Below are 16,118 nucleotides of genomic sequence, written 5' to 3' on the forward strand. Positions count from 1 at the left end.
GGCGCCGGAACGGGAGGGACCGAGGTGCCGGATCACACGGGGTACTGTGCCCGATCGCGCGAGGACGCGGCGCCGGACGGGGCGGTGGGCCGCCGGATCACACGGGGTACGGTGCCGGACCGGGCGGTGGCCGCCTCAGAACTCGTAGTCGGCGATGACCCAGGTGGCGAACTCCCGCCACAGGGTCACTCCCGCCTGATGCGCGGGGTGCTCCACGTACCGCTTCAGCGCCTCGGTGTCGGCGACCGCGGAGTTGATCGCGAAGTCGTACGCGATGGGCCGGTCCGAGATGTTCCACTCGCACTCCCAGAACTCCAGCTCCGGGATCTGCCCGCCGAGCGCGCGGAACGCCGCGACACCCTCGACCACCCGCGGATCGTCGCGCCGCACGCCGTCGTTGAGCTTGAACAGGACGAGGTGACGGATCACGGGGGAACTCCTCGGCGCTTACGGGGCCGCGCACGCCGTGGGGCGCGGGGCCGGAAGGTCAGCTCTTGCCGCCGTTGGCGACCCAGGTCATGAAGTCACCGACTGCCTGGGCGGCGCTGGAGACGCCTTCGAAGCCTATCTGGACATAATCGGCGGCGTTCTCCGGGTCGGTGATGATCACATAGAGCAAGAAGACGACCACGACGTACAGCGCGATCTTTTTCGTGTGCACCACGTGGTGCCCTCCCCTGTCGCCGTGCCCTTGTCCGTCCCCCGCTAACCGGCGGTGCAGTGTAACCCGGGACCAACGACCCACCCCTTCGGGCCCTTTGCCCGTCGCTCCGGCGCGGGGTCCGCAGCAGGATGAAGGGGAGCCCGGCGGGGCCTGGCAGGAGTCCCCGCGGGGCCCAGGGACGAACCCCCGTGCGGGGTCCGCGCCGCTCGCGTTCCCCCTGAGCGTGGCGCGGACCCGGGGGAACGTCCGCCCGGGGGAAGCGGCCACCCCCCCCGTCGCCGCTTCCCCCATCCGACCGGCGGTTCCCGGCCCGGCCACTGCGGAGGGCCGGCCGGGGCCGCGGTCCATGGTGAAGTCGCTCCCGGGCGGGGCCGCACGGTGAGTGCCATATCCGGCCTCTTGGCCGAGAACCGCTGTTCCCCGCTGGGCGTCCCCCTTGATGAAGGCCCGACGTCGAGTTCGGGTTCGATGTCTGACAATGTCTGACCCGGGCATGCGGTTTCCGGCCCGGGCTTGCGGTTTCCGGCCCGGGCATGCGGTGTCCGGCCGGGGCTTGCGGTGTCCGGCCCGGGCATGGGTTGTCCGACTCGGGCATGACGGGCCTGCTCGCTCCGGGCGTGCGGCGCGGGTGTACACGAAAGCAGCTGGTCGGATCGGTGCGGGCGGGACCCGCCGGTCTCGTCCGACGGGAGGGACCGGGTCCATGAGAGACATCGTCTTCACGCGTCAGAGCGGTTGGATACCGCAGGTGATCAGCGAGGACGGCGAGCTGAAGCTGATGCTCGGTGCCGGGGCCGACGCCAACCACGAGCCCCGCACGTTCACGTTCCCGATCGGGGAGGCCCATCTCGCGGTGATCCAGGAGGACCTGGCCAGACACCTGCTGCTGTGGAGTGCGGTCCTTCCGCTGTGCGACGCCGCCGGGACCCGGGGCCGGCTCGACGAGGACGCCGCCGTGGCGCTGCTGGACCCGATCCTCCTCTCCGCGCCCGCGGACGTCGACGCGTTCTTCCGGAGCATCCGGTGGGACAGGGGCAGGCTCGTCGCCCATGGCGCCGACCTCGGTCTCCTCAAGCGCGGTCAGGTCTGCGCGGCGATGCGCGCGGCGACGGAGACGCCCGACGGGAAGCGCGCTCAGGAGTACCACGCGGACCGCCGCCGGGCCGAGCGCGGAACGGTACTCGGCCCGCTCGACGCCGCGGTGCTGCGGTACACGGGCCAGTACCTGCACGGCTCGACCGTCCCGAAGCGGCTGCCCGACGCCGTGGACCCCGCGCTGCTGCCCCGGGTCATGGCTGTGATCGCCACGGCGGAGCAGGCATGCGCCGGGATGCGGATCAGCCGCGATCCGCGCCGGGGCAAGCGCGCCACGGACAAGCGCGACTGGGACCGGATGGCGGCGGTGGTCGACGCGGCGGTGCGCCGCGCACACCCCGCGCTCGCGGACGACGCGGTGCGCACCGTGAGCTTCCTGATGTGTTCGGAGGCCTCGGACCGCTCCAGGAACGCGCCCATGGAGGACGACGAGGAGACCTCCGCCGACCGCGCCGACCTCGGCGGGAGCACGAGGCGCAGGCCCCTGTCGTTCACCGACGACAAGGGCGTCGAGAAGAAGTGGCTCCCGGACGGCCCCCGCTCCGCCACCGCGGAGTTCTGGGAGTTCGTCGGCGAACGCTCCGCCGGGGACAACGAGGTGTTCACCATCGAGGACGAGGAGAAGGGCGAATGCGTCCAGCTCCACTTCTACGCGGACTCCCTCGCCCGGATCACGACGGTGCGCGAGGGCCGAGGCGGGGCGGACCCGGAGTACCGGGTCGAGTACACCCTGGTCGACGGGATCGGCGGGTACCGGAACCTGGTGAGCGTCTTCGTCCGCGGCGGCTGCGCCGCGCTCGAAGGGCACGGCTCGTGGATGTCGGACGTCGACGAGTTCGAGCGCGCGCGCAGGCGGCGCGACGCCCGGTAGGCCCGGTCGGGGGCCGGTGTGTCAGTGCCCTGTTCTAAATTGACCGCATGATCGCCTTCAAGGACTTCAACTTCAAGCTGCTCGTCATCGAGAAACTCATGTACTGGGACGAGACGCTGACGCCGCAGTTCAGCCTCGGGGAGCACCTGCGCGAACGGAGCGGGGTCACCGACCTCCACCGGTACGCGGTCGACAACGACCTGGACCACAAGGTCTTCCCCGAGGCGCGCGCCTACTTCGAGGGGCTGGACATACCGGATGAACTGCTTCTCACGGTCGACGAACTGACCATCGACGGCGGTCACCAGGTGTACCAGGAGTGCGCGCCGGTCTGGGACGGCGAGGACGAGCTCTTCGATGTCCGCTCACTCGCGGATCTCGCCCTCGTACCGAATCTCCGAAGCGTCGTCGGCGCGGACGAGGCCCTGCTCGCGGTCCCGGACAAGCTCGACATCCTCACGGCCCACGGCATCACCGCCGACTGATCGGAGTCGGAACGGGGGCCGAAGCCATGGTGTCGCCTCGTTCGGCGCGTACGTCTCCCTGAGGGGTCTCCTCGATGCCGTCGTCGGTCAGATCGGGGAGGCCGAGGTCGGGCAGATCGATTTCGCCCATGAGGTCCGTGGGGTACGGGGGAATGTCTTCGTCGACGGGTACCACGCGAGCGACGGCGACGCCGTTCTTGGTGACGGTGATGGTCTCGCCACGTGCGGCGGCGGCGAGGATCTGTGAAGACTGCTGACTGAACTCACGGGCTGTGACTTCCATGTAGTGCATGTTGCTACCGCTGGGTCGGGCTGCTGCCGAGATGGTCACGCCCCTCACACGCAAAACACCCCCCTGAACGCGTTTCCGCAGTTCAAGGGGGTGTTAAAAGCGGTAGCGGAGGGATTTGAACCCTCGGTGACTTGCGCCACACTCGCTTTCGAGGCGAGCTCCTTCGGCCGCTCGGACACGCTACCGGGAGAGACCTTACCCCAAGGTGGGGTGTGCGCCGAAATCGTTTGAGGGCCCGGGACCGGGGTCAGCGGTCGGAGCGGAAGAAGTCCGTGAGGAGGCGTCCGCACTCCTCCTCCAGGACGCCCGCGACGACCTCCGGGCGGTGGTTCAAGCGGCGGTCCCGTACGACGTCCCAGAGCGAACCCGCCGCGCCCGCCTTCTCGTCCCGGGCGCCGTAGACCACCCGGTCCAGCCGGGACTGCACGATCGCGCCCGCGCACATCGTGCACGGTTCGAGGGTGACGACCAGGGTGCAGTCGGTCAGCCGCCAGGCGCCCAGGGCCACGGCCGCGCGGCGGATGGCGACGATCTCCGCGTGGGCGGTGGGATCACCGGTGGCCTCCCGGAGGTTGTGCCCCGTTCCGAGCACCGTGCCCGCCGGGCTCAGCACGACCGCGCCCACCGGGACGTCTCCGCCCACGAGCGCGGCCCGTGCCTCGTCCAGCGCGGTCCGCATGACCCGCTCCCACAACCCGCCCGTACCGTCCACGACCCCAACCTACCGACCCGGGGTGACGGGATCAGTGGCCCCGGCGGGCCTGGTGGCGCGGAAGGAAGGTACGGGGTGCCGGGGTACGGGTGCCGCGTGGCCGCGGGTCGTACCCCGTACCGGGGCCGGCGGTCAGCGCACCGCTTCGAGTACCTCCGCCACCCCCAACGCGTCCGCGATCTCGCCGAGCGCGTCACCGGGTTCCAGCGCGCGCAGTTCCCTGGCGGAGACCCCGAAGTCGCCCAGCAGGTCCAGGTCCCCGAGCGGACCGGACGACACCGCGTCCCCGCCCTCCGGGGCTTCGTCGTCGGAGGACGAGGAGCTCTCCGGCTCCCCCTCCTCGGTACCGTCGAGGTCGAGCGCGTCGAGATCGACGTCGTCGTCCCCGGGCTCCCGTCCGATCAGCTCGTTCGTGAGGATCTCCCCGTACGAACTGCGCGCCGCGTTCGCGGCGTCCGACACGTAGATACGGGGGTCCTCCTCGCCGTCCACCCGGACGACCCCGAACCACGCGTCCTCCTGCTCGATGAAGACGAGAACGCTGTCGTCGTCGATCGAGGCGTCGCGGGCCAGATCGGCCAGGTCCGACAGGGACTCCACATCGTCGAGCTCCGTGTCGCTCGCTTCCCACCCGTCTTCGGTGCGCGCGAGCAGTGCGGCGAAGTACACCGTGACTCTCCCACTGGTCTGAGGCGTGCCGCTTGGGGTTCCCCCCGGCGGAGGTTGTGGGCGGGCCGTGCGGTGCGAGTGCCCCGCCCAATCGGAATCGTGGCAGAAACCACGGCCCGAGGAGAGGTGTTCCGGGGCCTGTGTGCGCGTCGCGTCCTCCGCGCGGGGGCTTCGCCACCCCGCGACCGTCCCGTACGACCGCCCCCACGCGCCCCCCGCACGCCTGCCCGGGGCCGTCGGTCCCAGGGCCCGGACGGCCCGGCGCCCCCTGCCGGGGCCCCGGGAAAGGCACCGGCGAGGCCGCCGGATCGATACCGGAACGTGTCCGGTGTCACTTCCTCACCATTCGCGCGCCGCGCGCGTCACTGCGTGCGGAATGTCCGGTTGCGCATCGCCTGGCGCATTCGCTGCGCCCGGGCGCGGCGCGGCTGCACCCGGCGTCTCAGCTCCCGCGCCTCGGTCAGTTCACGCAGGAACTGGGCGCGGCGCCTTCGGCGTTCGGCGTCCGTCCAGCGGTCGCTCCCGGCGTCTTCCCCGCCTCGCGGGGCCCGCTCAGGCATCGGTCACACCCCCAAGGGGCCCTGGTGGGCCCCGGTCGGTCCCTCCCACTTTCCCCCGGTCGGCGGTTTTGATGCCAGCACGGAGGGCACGGAGGCCCGGTTACTGTGGTGGACATGCGTCTCCACGTCGTCGACCACCCGCTGGTCGCCCACAAGCTCACCACCCTGCGCGACCGTCGTACGGACTCCGCCACCTTCCGGCGTCTCGCCGACGAGCTGGTCACCCTGCTCGCCTACGAGGCGACCCGCGATGTGCGGACCGAGCAGGTCGACATCGAGACGCCCGTCTGCGCGACCACCGGCGTCAAGCTCTCCCACCCCCGCCCCCTGGTCGTGCCGATCCTGCGGGCCGGTCTCGGCATGCTCGACGGGATGGTCCGGCTGCTGCCCACGGCCGAGGTCGGGTTCCTCGGCATGATCCGGGACGAGGAGACGCTCCAGGCGTCGACCTACGCCACCCGGATGCCCGACGACCTGTCCGGGCGCCAGGTGTACGTACTGGACCCGATGCTGGCGACCGGCGGCACGCTCGTCGCCGCGGTCCAGGAGCTGATGCGGCGCGGCGCCGACGATGTGACCGCCGTCGTGCTGCTCGCCGCGCCCGAGGGCGTGGAGATCATGGAGCGGGATCTCGCGGGCGTCCCGGTCACCGTCGTGACGGCGTCCGTGGACGAGCGGCTCAACGAGAACGGGTACATCGTCCCGGGTCTCGGTGACGCGGGCGACCGGATGTACGGCGCGGCTGAATAGCCGTCGCATGGCCCCCCGCGTAGCCCCCCTGCGCGTTGGACCGGGTTCCAGGGTGTTGCCCGGGGTGCCCGGGGTGCGGTGGGTTCACGAGGTGCGTGCGTTGCCCGGGGTGCGTGCGTGGGTGCGCGGGGTTCAGGGCCTGGCTGTCCTGAACCCGTTCCCGGGCGGCCCGGTCTTCCGCGCGGGCGTGATCCCGGGCTCCTCGGCCCCGGTCCCCTCCGCGTGCGTGACCCCGGCGGGACGGTTCCCGCACGGGGTCGGAACGGGACGACGGGGACGGTTCCCGGGCCGGGTCAGCAGGACGACGGGGTGGGTGCCGGGCTCGGGGACGCGAGGGCGGACAGGGCCTGGGTCGCGGCGGCCTGCGGGGTCAGCTTGGTGAACGCCGTGCCGAGGATGAGGTCGACATCGCCCGCGCCCCGCGCGTCCGTCCGCTGCTGCGCGCCCGCGAGCTGCGTCGCGAGGACCGGCAGCGCGCCCCGCTCGGAGGTCTTCGCCCCGACCACCAGCCCGGGTCCCGGCACCTTCTTGTCGAACTCCTTCGGGGCGTTCCCGACCTGACCGATGGCAAAGCCGCGTTTGCGCAGTTCGTCGGCGGTCTTCTTGGCCAGCCCGCTGCGCGGGGTCGCGTTGAGGACGTTGACCTTTATCCCGGCGGGCCGCGGCAGGGCCTTGCCCGTCCGGCTCGCGACGTCCGCGGACCGGCCGGGGGACGGCTTCGCCGAGGGCGCGCATCCGGCGCCGGCCGCCGACGCCTTGCCGCCGTCGCCCGTGAAGACGCCGACGAGCTGGAGGGTGCCCCAGCCGATCACGCCCAGGGCCACGACGGACGCGACGCACACGGAGACGATCCAGCCGCGTCGGCGTCCCCGGCGCATACGGGGATATCTTTCCCCGGTGATGCGGTACTGACCGCCCATGCCGGGGGGTGTGAGCATGCTCATGTGCGCAGCGTAGTGCTGCGCGGCGATGATGCCTACTAAATGATCATTTGCTGAGGGCCGGTCCAACCCGAAAGGGCCAACGGCCTTGGGCGGACCGGCTCAGTCCACCACGGGCGACCGGCTCGTCCACGAGGGGCGGGACGCGATCGTGCACCGGGTGCGGACCGGATCGTCCGCCATGAGGGGGCCCGGTCGTCGCCGTGAGCGGTTCCGATCGGCCACTGTGAGCGGACCGGCTCAGTCCATTTCCAGCACGCGGGCGTGCAGCACCTGCCGCTGCTGGAGTGCGGCCCGGACCGCCCGGTGCAGCCCGTCCTCCAGGTACAGATCGCCCCGCCACTTCACGACATGCGCGAAGAGGTCGCCGTAGAAGGTCGAGTCCTCGGCGAGGAGCGTCTCCAGATCGAGCTGGCCCTTGGTGGTCACGAGCTGATCGAGGCGGACCGGACGCGGTGCGACGTCCGCCCACTGCCGGGTGCTTTCCCGGCCGTGGTCGGGGTATGGCCGGCCGTTTCCGATGCGCTTGAAGATCACACGGAAAGCCTACCGGCCAAGCCTCTCCGGGCGCAGCCTCGGCGGGGCAGTGCGAGTGTGGTGCATAACGCCCTTAACGGTACGGACCGGTACCACTGGGGCCGGGGACAGGGGCCTGAACCATGAGTGACAGCGTGCCGGAGCCCGCCGGGACCGCCGGGTCGGCCGTCAAGGACATCGTTGCCGGGTACTCCTTCACCGGCCCCGCGCTCGACCTCGGGGCGCTGCTGTGGGACGGCCGCGCGGTCCCGGAGGCGCAGATCCGGGTGCCGCTCGGCATGCTCAACCGGCACGGGCTGGTCGCGGGCGCCACCGGTACGGGCAAGACGAAGACCCTCCAGCTCATCGCCGAACAGCTGTCCGCGCAGGGCGTCCCCGTGTTCCTGGCGGATGTGAAGGGCGATGTCTCCGGGATCTCCGAGCCGGGTGAGGCGGGGGAGCGGGTCACCGCGCGGGCCGGGGAGGTGGGGCAGCGGTGGGAGGCGGGCGGCTGTCCGGCCGAGTTCTACGCGCTGGGCGGGATCGGGCACGGCGTCCCGGTCCGCGCCACGGTCACCAGCTTCGGTCCTGTGCTGCTGTCGAAGGTGCTCCAGCTGAACCGGACCCAGGAGCAGTCCCTCGGGCTGGTCTTCCACTACGCCGACGGCAAGGGCCTCGAACTCGTCGACCTGAAGGATCTGCGGGCGGTCGTCGCCTTCCTGGTCTCGGACGAGGGCAGGGCCGAACTGAAGGGGATCGGCGGGCTGTCGGCCGCGACCGCCGGGGTGATCCTGCGTTCGCTGACCGCCTTCGAACAGCAGGGCGCCTCGGCGTTCTTCGGGGAGCCGGAGTTCGACACGGGTGAGCTGCTGCGGACCGCGGACGGGCTCGGGGTGGTGTCCCTGCTCGAACTGTCCGCCGTCCAGGACCGGCCGCAGCTCTTCTCCACGTTCCTGATGTGGCTCCTCGCGGACCTCTACCACGACCTTCCCGAGGTCGGGGACCTCGACCGGCCGAAGCTGGTGTTCTTCTTCGACGAGGCGCATCTGCTGTTCAGCGACGCGTCCAAGGCGTTCCTGGAGGCGATCACGCAGACCGTGCGGCTGATTCGCTCGAAAGGGGTGGGGGTGTTCTTCGTGACCCAGACGCCGAAGGACGTACCGGCCGAGGTGCTGGGGCAGCTCGGCAACCGGGTGCAGCACGCGCTGCGGGCGTTCACCCCCGACGACCAGAAGGCGCTGCGCGCCACGGTGCGGACGTTCCCCGACTCCCCGTACGACCTGGAGGAGGTGCTGACCGCGCTCGGCACGGGCGAGGCGGTGGTCACCGTCCTCAGCGAGAACGGCGCGCCGACCCCGGTCGCCGCGACCCGGCTGCGGGCCCCGGAGTCCCTGATGGGACCGCTGGACCCGGCGGCGCTGGACGCGGCGGTGACGGGGTCCGCGCTGTACGGGCGTTACGCGGAGGCGGTGGACCGGGAGTCGGCGTTCGAGCGGCTGGCCGCACGGGGAGCCGAGGGCTCGGGGCGGGAGCCGGGGCCTGGTCCGGGGCCTGGTCCTGGGCCTGAGTCGGGCTCGGGCTCGGGTCCGGGTCCGGGTGGGGAGTCGTCGGGGTCCGGGTCCGGGTCGGCGTCGGACCGGGAGTCGGCTCGGGGGAAGGGGGCGGCGGCCGGGCGGGCGGACCCGTCGCTGGTGGAGCAGGTGGTGGGGAGCGGGGTGTTCAAGTCCCTGGCGCGGTCCGTCGGCACCCAGCTGGGGCGGGAGATCAGCCGCTCGCTGTTCGGCACGGCCCGCAGACGGTGATCCGGGGGCGGTGACCTCCGGGTGGTGAGCTCCGGTGGGCGAGGCGTGCACGGTGGACGGCGACCTGTGGACCGTGGGCATGCCGGGTGGGGTGACGCCGGGTGGGCGTGCCGGGCCGGGTGAGGTGCCGGGGTGCCGGGGCCGGTGGGGGGCGGCATCATCGTCGTATGGATGCGAATCTTCGTCTCGCGCAGCAGCCCGACGCCGACGCGCTGCTGGGGCGCAGCCCGCTGGCCGCGCTGGTGGGCATGCTGCTGGATCAGCAGGTGCCCATGGAATGGGCCTTCGCGGGGCCGTACACGATCGCGGAACGGCTGGGCGGGGACGATCTCGACGCACGGGAGATCGCCGCGTACGAGCCGGAGGCGTTCGCCGCGCTGCTGTCCGCGAAGCCCGCGGTGCACCGGTATCCCGGGTCGATGGCCAAGCGGGTGCAGCAGCTCTGCCAGTACCTCGTGGAGCACTACGACGGTGATGCCGCGGCGGTGTGGGAGGGCGTCGGCGGCGGGAAGGAGCTGCTGAAGCGGCTCCAGGACCTGCCGGGGTTCGGCAAGCAGAAGGCCCAGATCTTCCTCGCGCTGCTCGGCAAGCAGCTCGGGGTGCGCCCCACGGGCTGGCGCGAGGCCGCCGGGGCGTACGGGGAGCAGGGGGCGTACCGGTCGGCGGCGGACATCACCGGGCCGGAGTCGCTGGCGAAGGTCCGCGCGCACAAGCAGGAGCTCAAGGCGGCGAAGAAAGCCCGGAAGCCCCTGTGACACGGCGGCCGTGGCCGGGTGTCGCAAGGGCTTCCGGGAAGAGTCGGCGGAACCGGGCTGAGAGCCGCCACAGTCCGGGTCCGCCATCTGGCGCATGTCCCACTGGGAAGGGACATGCGTCCACCCCCGTCAGTCCGGACGCCAGTACCCGAGGGCCTTGACGCGCGGTCTGGGTACCGACAGCTCCTTGCGCAGGTACGCCGTGAGGGACCGTGTGGTGACGGTGTCGCAGGCGACCCAGACGAAGTAGTCGTCGGTGTCCCGGTGTTTCCCGAGGAGGTCCGGGAGGGTGGACCGGACCTCCTCCATGAGCCCGCCGCCGCCGCGCGCGACCGTACGCAGGTCGTGCCGCGCCGGATCGAGCCGCATCGGCAGCCGGGCGTCGAGCGGATGCGAGGTCTCGTACCAGACGGTCGCGGGAACCTCGCCCAGCTCGTCGAGCAGGGAGTTGATCGCGGGCAGCGACGCGGCGTCGCCGACCACGTAGAGATGGGAGGGCGGTGGATCGGGCGTGGTGAAGTCCGAGCCGTGCACGGTCGCCTCGATGGTGTCGCCCTCGCGGGCGGCGCGGGCCCAGTCGCTCGCGGGACCTTCGTGGAGCACGAACTCCAGGCTGAAGGTGCCCTTGTCCGGGTCCGGGTCCACGAGGGTGTAGCCGCGCTGGTGCGGCTTGCCCGCCTTGCTGAACCAGAGCCGTACCCACATGGTGGGGTGGACCCCGGTGACCGCGAGCATGCCGCCGTCCGTGACGTGGATCCTGCGGAAGCGGTCGTTGACCACCTCGGTGCCGGTCACGGTGAGGACGAAGTCCTTGCTCCGGAGCAGCTTGAGAACGGCACCTTCCCAGCCCCGCTCCATCACCACTCCCCTCGCCGGTCGCCCCCGGTGGCACTTCTGCCCCCGGCGTCTGTTGGTTAGGTTAGCCTAACCTAAAGCGATTTGGCGAGGGGTTCGCCGCGTGTCGTTCAGGAAGTCGTTCAGGAACCGGCCACGTACTCCCGCAGATGCCGGGCCGTCAGCGTCCGTCCACCGGACACCAACTCCTCGGGTGTCCCCGTGAAGACGACCTCCCCACCGGCCTGGCCGCCGCCGGGACCGACGTCGATGATCCAGTCCGCGTGCGCCATCACCGCGAGATGGTGCTCGATGACGATGACCGAGTTCCCGTCCTCCACCAGCCGGTCCAGCAGCGCCAGCAGCTTGTCCACGTCCGCCAGATGCAGACCCGTGGTGGGCTCGTCCAGGATGTACGTCGAGGACTTCTCCGCCATGTGGATGGCCAGCTTCAGACGCTGGCGCTCGCCACCGGAGAGGGTGTTGAGGGGCTGGCCCAGCCGGAGGTACCCGAGGCCGACGTCATGGAGCCGGTTCAGCACCTTGCGGGCCTGACCGGTCGGGAAGAAGGACCGGGCCTCGGCGATCGACATCCCGAGCACCTCGCTGATGTTCCGCCCGTCGAGCCGGTACTCCAGCACCTCCGGGGTGTACCGCTTGCCCTCGCACTCCTCGCAGACCGAGACCACCCCGGCCATCATCGCGAGATCGGTGTAGACATGGCCCAGCCCGTTGCACCGCGGGCAGGCGCCCTCCGAGTTCGCGCTGAACAGGGCCGCCTTGACGCCGTTGGCCTTGGCGAACGCGGTCCGGATCGGGTTCAGCAGCCCCGTGTACGTCGCCGGGTTGGAACGCCGGGAGCCCCGGATGGGGGACTGGTCCGCGACCACCACTCCCTCCCGGTCGGCCAGATGACCGTGGATCAGGGAACTCTTGCCGGAACCCGCGACACCGGTCACCACCGTCAGCACCCCGAGCGGCACGTCCACCGAGACGTCCTTGAGGTTGTGCAGGTCCGCGTGCTCGATGCCCAGCTGGCCGGTGGGCTTGCGGACCGTCTCCCGCAGCCGCGCCCGGTGCCCGATATGGCGGCCGGTGAGGGTGTCCGAGGCGCGCAGCCCCGCCAGGTCCCCGGTGTACTGGATCGTCCCGCCGTCCGCCCCGGCGCCCGGCCCGAGATCCACCACATGGTCGGCTATCGCGATGACCTCGGGCTTGTGCTCCACCACCAGCACGGTGTTGCCCTTGTCGCGCAGCCGCAGCAGCAGGCTGTTCATCCGCTGGATGTCGTGCGGGTGCAGCCCGATGGTGGGCTCGTCGAAGATGTACGTGACATCGGTGAGCGGTGAGCCGAGATGGCGCACCATCTTCACCCGCTGCGCCTCGCCGCCGGAGAGTGTGGACGAGGTGCGGTCCAGGCTCAGATAGCCGAGACCGATCTCGACCAGGCCGTCGAGGAGATCGCCCAGGGCGCCCAGCACCGGGGCCACCTCGGGGGCGTCGAGACCGCGGACGAAGGCGGCGAGATCGCTGATCTGCATCGCCGAGCACTCGGCGATGTTCACCCCGCCGATCCGCGCCGCCAGCGCGGCGGCGCTCAGCCGCGCGCCCCCGCAGTCCGGGCAGACGGCGAAGACGACCGCCCGGTCCACGAAGGTCCGGATGTGCGACTGCATCGCCTCGCGGTCCTTGGACAGGAACGACCGCTGGATACGCGGGACGAGCCCCTCGTAGGTGAGGTTGCTGGTGCCGACCTTCACCTTGGTGACCGGCTTGTGCAGCAGGTCGTGGAGCTCGGTCTCCGTGAAGTCCCCGACCTTGGTGTCCGGGTCGTAGAAGCCCGAGCCCGCCATCACGCCCCACTGCCAGGAGTCGACGGCGAACCCGGGGACCAGGATCGCGCCCTCCTTCAGGGACAGCGAACGGTCGACGACCCGGTCGACGTCGATCTCGGAGGTCTGCCCGATCCCCTCGCAGCGCGCGCACATGCCCTCGCCGCTGTTGAAGCTGAAGAAGTTCGAGGTGCCCGCGTACGGCTCGCCGAGCCGGCTGAAGATGAGCCGCAGCATCGTGTACGCGTCGGTGGCGGTGCCCACGGTGGAGCGGGAGTTGGCGCCCATCCGCTCCTGGTCCACCACGATCGCCGCGCTGAGGTTGCGCAGCCCGTCCACGTCCGGGCGGCTGGGCGCGGGCATGAACGACTGGATGAAGCTCGGGTACGTCTCGTTGATGAGCCGCTGGGACTCGGCCGCGATCGTGCCGAAGACCAGCGAGGACTTCCCCGAGCCGGACACCCCGGTGAAGACGGTGAGCCGCCGCTTGGGGATGTCGACCGAGACATCACGGAGGTTGTTCGCGCGCGCACCACGCACCTCGATGACGTGATGCCCGTCCGCCTCGGTGAGGACGAGGGCGGGGAGGGTGCCGATACCCGGGGCGGGTGCGGGTGCGGGTGCCGGTGTGGCGGGGGCCGGGGCAGCGGTAGCGGTGGCGGTGGGTGCGGTGCCCGGGGCGGGGTCCGGGTGGGCGCTCGGCGTGGTGGGGGGCGTGCTGTTGCTCGGTGCGGACGTGCGGTCGGCGTCGGCCGGCATGACTCTCCTCGGGCGCCCAGGGGCTGTCGTCGACATGGTTCAGAAATCTCCGTGGATACTCTGTACGTCGTACAGGATACACAGTACTGCATACGATGTACGCAGATGGAGTTGGTGGACATGGTGACCGGTCGGAGCGGGGCACAGACAGGCGATCCCGCGCGAACGCTGGAGCTGCTGTGGCGGGAGCCCGGCGACGAGCACTCGGGGCGTGGGCCCCGGCCGGGACTGAGCGTCGACACCGTCGTCCGCACGGCGATCGCGCTCGCCGACGCGGAAGGGCTCGACGCCGTCACCATGCGGCGGGTCGCCGAGCGGCTGGACTTCACCCCCATGTCCCTCTACACCTATGTCCCGGGCAAGGCGGAGCTGCTCGCGCTGATGCTGGACCGGGTGTACCTGTGGATGCCGCGCACGGTCCCCGCCCCGGGCGGCGGCTGGCGGGAGCGGGTCACCGCCGTCGCCGACGAGAACCACGCGCTGTACGAGGCACATCTGTGGGTCGCGGGGCTGCCCACGGTCCGTCCGCCCCTCGGGCCCGGCGTGATGACCAAGTACGAGCACGAACTGCGGGCCTTCGACGGGCTCGGGCTCACCGATGTGCAGATGGACTCGGCGCTGGCCCACGTCCTCGGGTTCGTGCAGTCCGTGGCACGCGGGCGGCTGGATGTGCGGACGGTGGAACGCGAGAGTGCGCAGAGCGATGCGGAGTGGTGGGAGCAGCATGGGCCGCTGCTCGCGCGGGTGCTGGACGCGGAGCGGTTCCCGCTGGCCCATCGGGTGGGGGGTGCGGCGGCTGTGGAGTACGGGGGGCCGTACAGCGCGGAGTACGCGTACGCGTTCGGGTTGCGGTGCGTGCTTGATGGCCTTTCGGCCCTGATCGACGTGTGAAGGGCGCCTTCGCTTGCGCTTCTGAGGTCCCCCCTGTGCTGGGCGTACTTCGTTCCTGTGCGGTCGTTCGTGGGTGCGCAGTTCCCCGCGCCCCTGGATGGTGCCTCTGTTCGTCGCTCTTCGGGTGCGGGCCGGTTCTCGTCTTTGCGCAGTTCCCCGCGCCCCTGAGGTCGCGCCTCTTGCGGTTTCCGTTCGGGTGCGGGTGGCGCTTGGTTGCTCGCGCAGTTCCCCGCGCCCCTGGGTGGTGCCCCCTTGCGGTCGCTTTTCGGGTGCGGGGCCGTCCTCGTGTTTGCGCGGTTCCTCGCGCCCCTGAGGTCGCGCCTCTTGCGGTTTCCGTTCGGGTGCGGGTGGCGCTTGGTTGCTCGCGCGGTTCCCCGCGCCCCTGGGTGGTGCCTCTGTTCGTCGCTCTTCGGGTGCGGGGCGGTTCTCGTCTTTGCGCAGTTCCCCGCGCCCCTTTGGGGCGCGTCCGGTCTGTTCTTCGGGTCGGTGCCGGTCGGGATTCTCCGTCCTCGCTCCGACGCGCTCGGTCGGACGTCCCTCTTGTCCTGCTGAAGAGCATCGGAGTCTGCGGGCAGAGATTCCCGCCCACCCCCTCCCGTAGCGGGGCGCGTGCACGAGGAGGGGGGTGCAGGACAGGAGCAAGGTCGCTCAGCCGGGGGGACCGGTCACCCGGATGGGTGTTGTGGGCTGCGGGGTGGGGTGGGGCGGCGGATCATGGGGGGTGATCGTCCCCCCACCGGTGCGAGGTGTACGTGATGGACGTACCGGACGCCGCGGACGACCCGGGTTCCGGAACGGCGGAGCCGGACGGCGGTTCCGGCCGTGGTCCGCGGCACCGGCGGTTCCGCGATCCGCTTCAGCGGTGGGGTGCGATCGCCGGGACGGTCACGATTCTCGTCTCTCTGTACTTCCTCCTCCCCAACACGGCCTTCGGGCCCGACCACCCCGCCGTGAGCTGGCTGGCGTTCATCGCCGCGCTCGTGCTGATCGCCACGCTGCTGCTCCGACATATCCGGGACGTCCTGATGGAGCGCGAGGGCACCCATCCGGCGTTCGCGATCGTCGTGCTGATGTGTATGACCGTGCTGGTCTTCGCCACGGCGTACCTCGCGCTGGCGCGCAGCCCGGGGGAGTTCGAAGGGGGGCTGTACACCCGGGTGGACTCGCTGTACTTCACGGTGGTGACCCTGGCGACCGTCGGCTTCGGGGACATCACCGCGCACGGGCAGGCGTCACGGGTGGTAGTGATCGTCCAGATCCTCTACACGTTCGTGTTCCTGACGGCCTCGGCCACCGCCGTGTCGACCAGGCTCCGCTCCCAGCTCAGGAACCGCTCGGGCGCGAACCGTGCTGGGCGGCAAGAGCGCTGAGTCTGGCCGCGAGCGCGGTGTCCAGCGCGGTGATGGCGCCGCCCGCGTCATGGGTGTCCAGGGCGAAGGTGATCGTGTTGTACAGGATGTGGACGGACGCGTGGTGGTTCGCCTGGTCCTCCACGGCGGCCACCGCGGCGTAGAGCGCGGGGAGGGTGGCGCGGTCCAGGGTGAAGGAGGCGTACAGCTGGCCTTCCTGCACGGACCAGTCGGACAGCTCGCCGAGGGCCTGGTCGAGCTCGGCCGGGGTCAGGGGGGTGGCGGACATGACGTGGGATCACTCCTCGGGTACGGGGCGGGGATGGGTACGCGTCGGTTTC

At 71.2% G+C, this 16,118-nt stretch carries 18 protein-coding genes and 1 tRNA gene; 7 read left to right on the plus strand and 12 right to left on the minus strand.

From position 1 onward, the window contains the following. Positions 1 to 135 precede the first annotated feature (135 nt). Positions 136 to 429: a Dabb family protein gene (locus AB852_RS13680; RefSeq protein WP_073787437.1), complete on the minus strand. Its 294-nt coding sequence runs from the start codon at positions 427 to 429 to the stop codon at positions 136 to 138. Between the two features lie 58 nt (positions 430 to 487). Next, positions 488 to 664, minus strand: a complete 177-nt coding sequence (locus tag AB852_RS38570; protein WP_099284417.1) for a hypothetical protein — start codon at positions 662 to 664, stop codon at positions 488 to 490. A gap of 703 nt (positions 665 to 1,367) precedes the next feature. Here AB852_RS38570 and AB852_RS13685 point away from each other — a divergent pair. Together AB852_RS13685 and AB852_RS13690 are read left to right on the plus strand one after the other, a co-directional pair. Then, positions 1,368 to 2,630: a DUF6357 family protein gene (locus tag AB852_RS13685; RefSeq protein ID WP_073787439.1), complete on the plus strand. Its 1,263-nt coding sequence runs from the start codon at positions 1,368 to 1,370 to the stop codon at positions 2,628 to 2,630. 47 nt (positions 2,631 to 2,677) lie between these two features. After that, positions 2,678 to 3,115: a DUF6892 domain-containing protein gene (locus AB852_RS13690; protein ID WP_073787441.1), complete on the plus strand. Its 438-nt coding sequence runs from the start codon at positions 2,678 to 2,680 to the stop codon at positions 3,113 to 3,115. Here AB852_RS13690 and AB852_RS13695 read toward each other — a convergent pair. From AB852_RS13695 to AB852_RS13715, 5 genes are all read right to left on the minus strand, one after another. Beyond that, positions 3,102 to 3,398 carry a type II toxin-antitoxin system Phd/YefM family antitoxin gene (locus AB852_RS13695; RefSeq protein ID WP_079184607.1) on the minus strand — a complete coding sequence of 99 codons (297 nt, stop codon included), beginning with the start codon at positions 3,396 to 3,398 and terminating at the stop codon, positions 3,102 to 3,104. The genes AB852_RS13690 and AB852_RS13695 overlap by 14 nt on opposite strands. A gap of 109 nt (positions 3,399 to 3,507) precedes the next feature. Continuing rightward, positions 3,508 to 3,592 (minus strand) — tRNA-Ser (locus AB852_RS13700). Between the two features lie 62 nt (positions 3,593 to 3,654). Next, positions 3,655 to 4,086: a tRNA adenosine(34) deaminase TadA gene (gene tadA / locus AB852_RS13705; protein WP_073787443.1), complete on the minus strand. Its 432-nt coding sequence runs from the start codon at positions 4,084 to 4,086 to the stop codon at positions 3,655 to 3,657. 165 nt (positions 4,087 to 4,251) lie between these two features. After that, positions 4,252 to 4,788, minus strand: coding sequence for a tRNA adenosine deaminase-associated protein (locus AB852_RS13710; protein ID WP_073787445.1), 537 nt, complete (start codon positions 4,786 to 4,788; stop codon positions 4,252 to 4,254). Between the two features lie 362 nt (positions 4,789 to 5,150). After that, a complete protein-coding gene (locus AB852_RS13715) occupies positions 5,151 to 5,348 on the minus strand; it encodes a hypothetical protein (protein ID WP_073787447.1) in 198 nt (65 codons plus the stop codon). Between the two features lie 114 nt (positions 5,349 to 5,462). Here AB852_RS13715 and upp point away from each other — a divergent pair, with 114 nt between their 5' ends. After that, entirely contained in the window at positions 5,463 to 6,098 is a 636-nt protein-coding gene (gene upp, locus AB852_RS13720; protein WP_073787890.1) for a uracil phosphoribosyltransferase, read from the plus strand. Positions 6,099 to 6,391: 293 nt separating this feature from the next. Here the strand turns inward: upp and AB852_RS13725 are convergent, their stop codons facing one another. Then, complete coding sequence (locus AB852_RS13725; protein ID WP_073787449.1) at positions 6,392 to 7,042, minus strand: LytR C-terminal domain-containing protein; 651 nt, start codon at positions 7,040 to 7,042, stop codon at positions 6,392 to 6,394. A 237-nt stretch (positions 7,043 to 7,279) separates the two neighbouring features. Further along, complete coding sequence (locus tag AB852_RS13730; protein ID WP_009067182.1) at positions 7,280 to 7,576, minus strand: type II toxin-antitoxin system VapB family antitoxin; 297 nt, start codon at positions 7,574 to 7,576, stop codon at positions 7,280 to 7,282. Between the two features lie 122 nt (positions 7,577 to 7,698). On the opposite strand from AB852_RS13730, the gene AB852_RS13735 reads away from it, so the two are divergent. Both AB852_RS13735 and AB852_RS13740 read left to right on the plus strand, forming a co-directional pair. After that, positions 7,699 to 9,357 (plus strand): helicase HerA-like domain-containing protein, encoded by a 1,659-nt coding sequence (locus AB852_RS13735; RefSeq protein WP_073787451.1) that lies wholly within the window; start codon positions 7,699 to 7,701, stop codon positions 9,355 to 9,357. 167 nt (positions 9,358 to 9,524) lie between these two features. Further along, on the plus strand, positions 9,525 to 10,112 hold the full coding sequence (locus tag AB852_RS13740) for an HhH-GPD-type base excision DNA repair protein (protein ID WP_073787453.1): 588 nt from the start codon (positions 9,525 to 9,527) through the stop codon (positions 10,110 to 10,112). A gap of 129 nt (positions 10,113 to 10,241) precedes the next feature. Here AB852_RS13740 and AB852_RS13745 read toward each other — a convergent pair whose 3' ends face one another. Continuing rightward, positions 10,242 to 10,970 carry a siderophore-interacting protein gene (locus tag AB852_RS13745; protein WP_073787455.1) on the minus strand — a complete coding sequence of 243 codons (729 nt, stop codon included), beginning with the start codon at positions 10,968 to 10,970 and terminating at the stop codon, positions 10,242 to 10,244. A gap of 119 nt (positions 10,971 to 11,089) precedes the next feature. Then, complete coding sequence (locus tag AB852_RS13750; protein WP_245876742.1) at positions 11,090 to 13,537, minus strand: ATP-binding cassette domain-containing protein; 2,448 nt, start codon at positions 13,535 to 13,537, stop codon at positions 11,090 to 11,092. Positions 13,538 to 13,642: 105 nt separating this feature from the next. Here AB852_RS13750 and AB852_RS13755 point away from each other — a divergent pair, with 105 nt between their 5' ends. After that, positions 13,643 to 14,428 carry a TetR/AcrR family transcriptional regulator gene (locus AB852_RS13755; protein ID WP_245876743.1) on the plus strand — a complete coding sequence of 262 codons (786 nt, stop codon included), beginning with the start codon at positions 13,643 to 13,645 and terminating at the stop codon, positions 14,426 to 14,428. Between the two features lie 755 nt (positions 14,429 to 15,183). Further along, the gene (locus AB852_RS13765) at positions 15,184 to 15,798 is read left to right on the plus strand and encodes a potassium channel family protein (protein ID WP_079184574.1); all 615 of its coding nucleotides are present in this window, start codon (positions 15,184 to 15,186) and stop codon (positions 15,796 to 15,798) included. On the opposite strand, the gene AB852_RS13770 is transcribed toward AB852_RS13765, so the two are convergent. Next, positions 15,752 to 16,066: a 4a-hydroxytetrahydrobiopterin dehydratase gene (locus tag AB852_RS13770; protein WP_073787459.1), complete on the minus strand. Its 315-nt coding sequence runs from the start codon at positions 16,064 to 16,066 to the stop codon at positions 15,752 to 15,754. The genes AB852_RS13765 and AB852_RS13770 overlap by 47 nt on opposite strands. Positions 16,067 to 16,118: the final 52 nt, after the last annotated feature.

Origin of the sequence: Streptomyces uncialis (genome assembly GCF_001905345.1) — a bacterium.
In the GTDB taxonomy this organism is placed as follows: Bacteria; Actinomycetota; Actinomycetes; order Streptomycetales; family Streptomycetaceae; genus Streptomyces; species Streptomyces uncialis.

Excerpts from the sequence above, each read along its gene's own strand:
- AB852_RS13685 (WP_073787439.1), top strand. The coding sequence starts at position 1,368 with ATGAGAGACATCGTCTTCACGCGTCAGAGCGGTTGGATACCGCAGGTG.
- AB852_RS13690 (WP_073787441.1), top strand. The coding sequence starts at position 2,678 with ATGATCGCCTTCAAGGACTTCAACTTCAAGCTGCTCGTCATCGAGAAA.
- AB852_RS13695 (WP_079184607.1), bottom strand. The coding sequence starts at position 3,398 with ATGGAAGTCACAGCCCGTGAGTTCAGTCAGCAGTCTTCACAGATCCTC.
- tadA (WP_073787443.1), bottom strand. The coding sequence starts at position 4,086 with ATGCGGACCGCGCTGGACGAGGCACGGGCCGCGCTCGTGGGCGGAGAC.
- AB852_RS13715 (WP_073787447.1), bottom strand. The coding sequence starts at position 5,348 with ATGCCTGAGCGGGCCCCGCGAGGCGGGGAAGACGCCGGGAGCGACCGC.
- upp (WP_073787890.1), top strand. The coding sequence starts at position 5,463 with ATGCGTCTCCACGTCGTCGACCACCCGCTGGTCGCCCACAAGCTCACC.
- AB852_RS13725 (WP_073787449.1), bottom strand. The coding sequence starts at position 7,042 with ATGAGCATGCTCACACCCCCCGGCATGGGCGGTCAGTACCGCATCACC.
- AB852_RS13735 (WP_073787451.1), top strand. The coding sequence starts at position 7,699 with ATGAGTGACAGCGTGCCGGAGCCCGCCGGGACCGCCGGGTCGGCCGTC.
- AB852_RS13740 (WP_073787453.1), top strand. The coding sequence starts at position 9,525 with ATGGATGCGAATCTTCGTCTCGCGCAGCAGCCCGACGCCGACGCGCTG.
- AB852_RS13745 (WP_073787455.1), bottom strand. The coding sequence starts at position 10,970 with ATGGAGCGGGGCTGGGAAGGTGCCGTTCTCAAGCTGCTCCGGAGCAAG.
- AB852_RS13750 (WP_245876742.1), bottom strand. The coding sequence starts at position 13,537 with ATGCCGGCCGACGCCGACCGCACGTCCGCACCGAGCAACAGCACGCCC.
- AB852_RS13755 (WP_245876743.1), top strand. The coding sequence starts at position 13,643 with ATGGAGTTGGTGGACATGGTGACCGGTCGGAGCGGGGCACAGACAGGC.
- AB852_RS13765 (WP_079184574.1), top strand. The coding sequence starts at position 15,184 with ATGGACGTACCGGACGCCGCGGACGACCCGGGTTCCGGAACGGCGGAG.
- AB852_RS13770 (WP_073787459.1), bottom strand. The coding sequence starts at position 16,066 with ATGTCCGCCACCCCCCTGACCCCGGCCGAGCTCGACCAGGCCCTCGGC.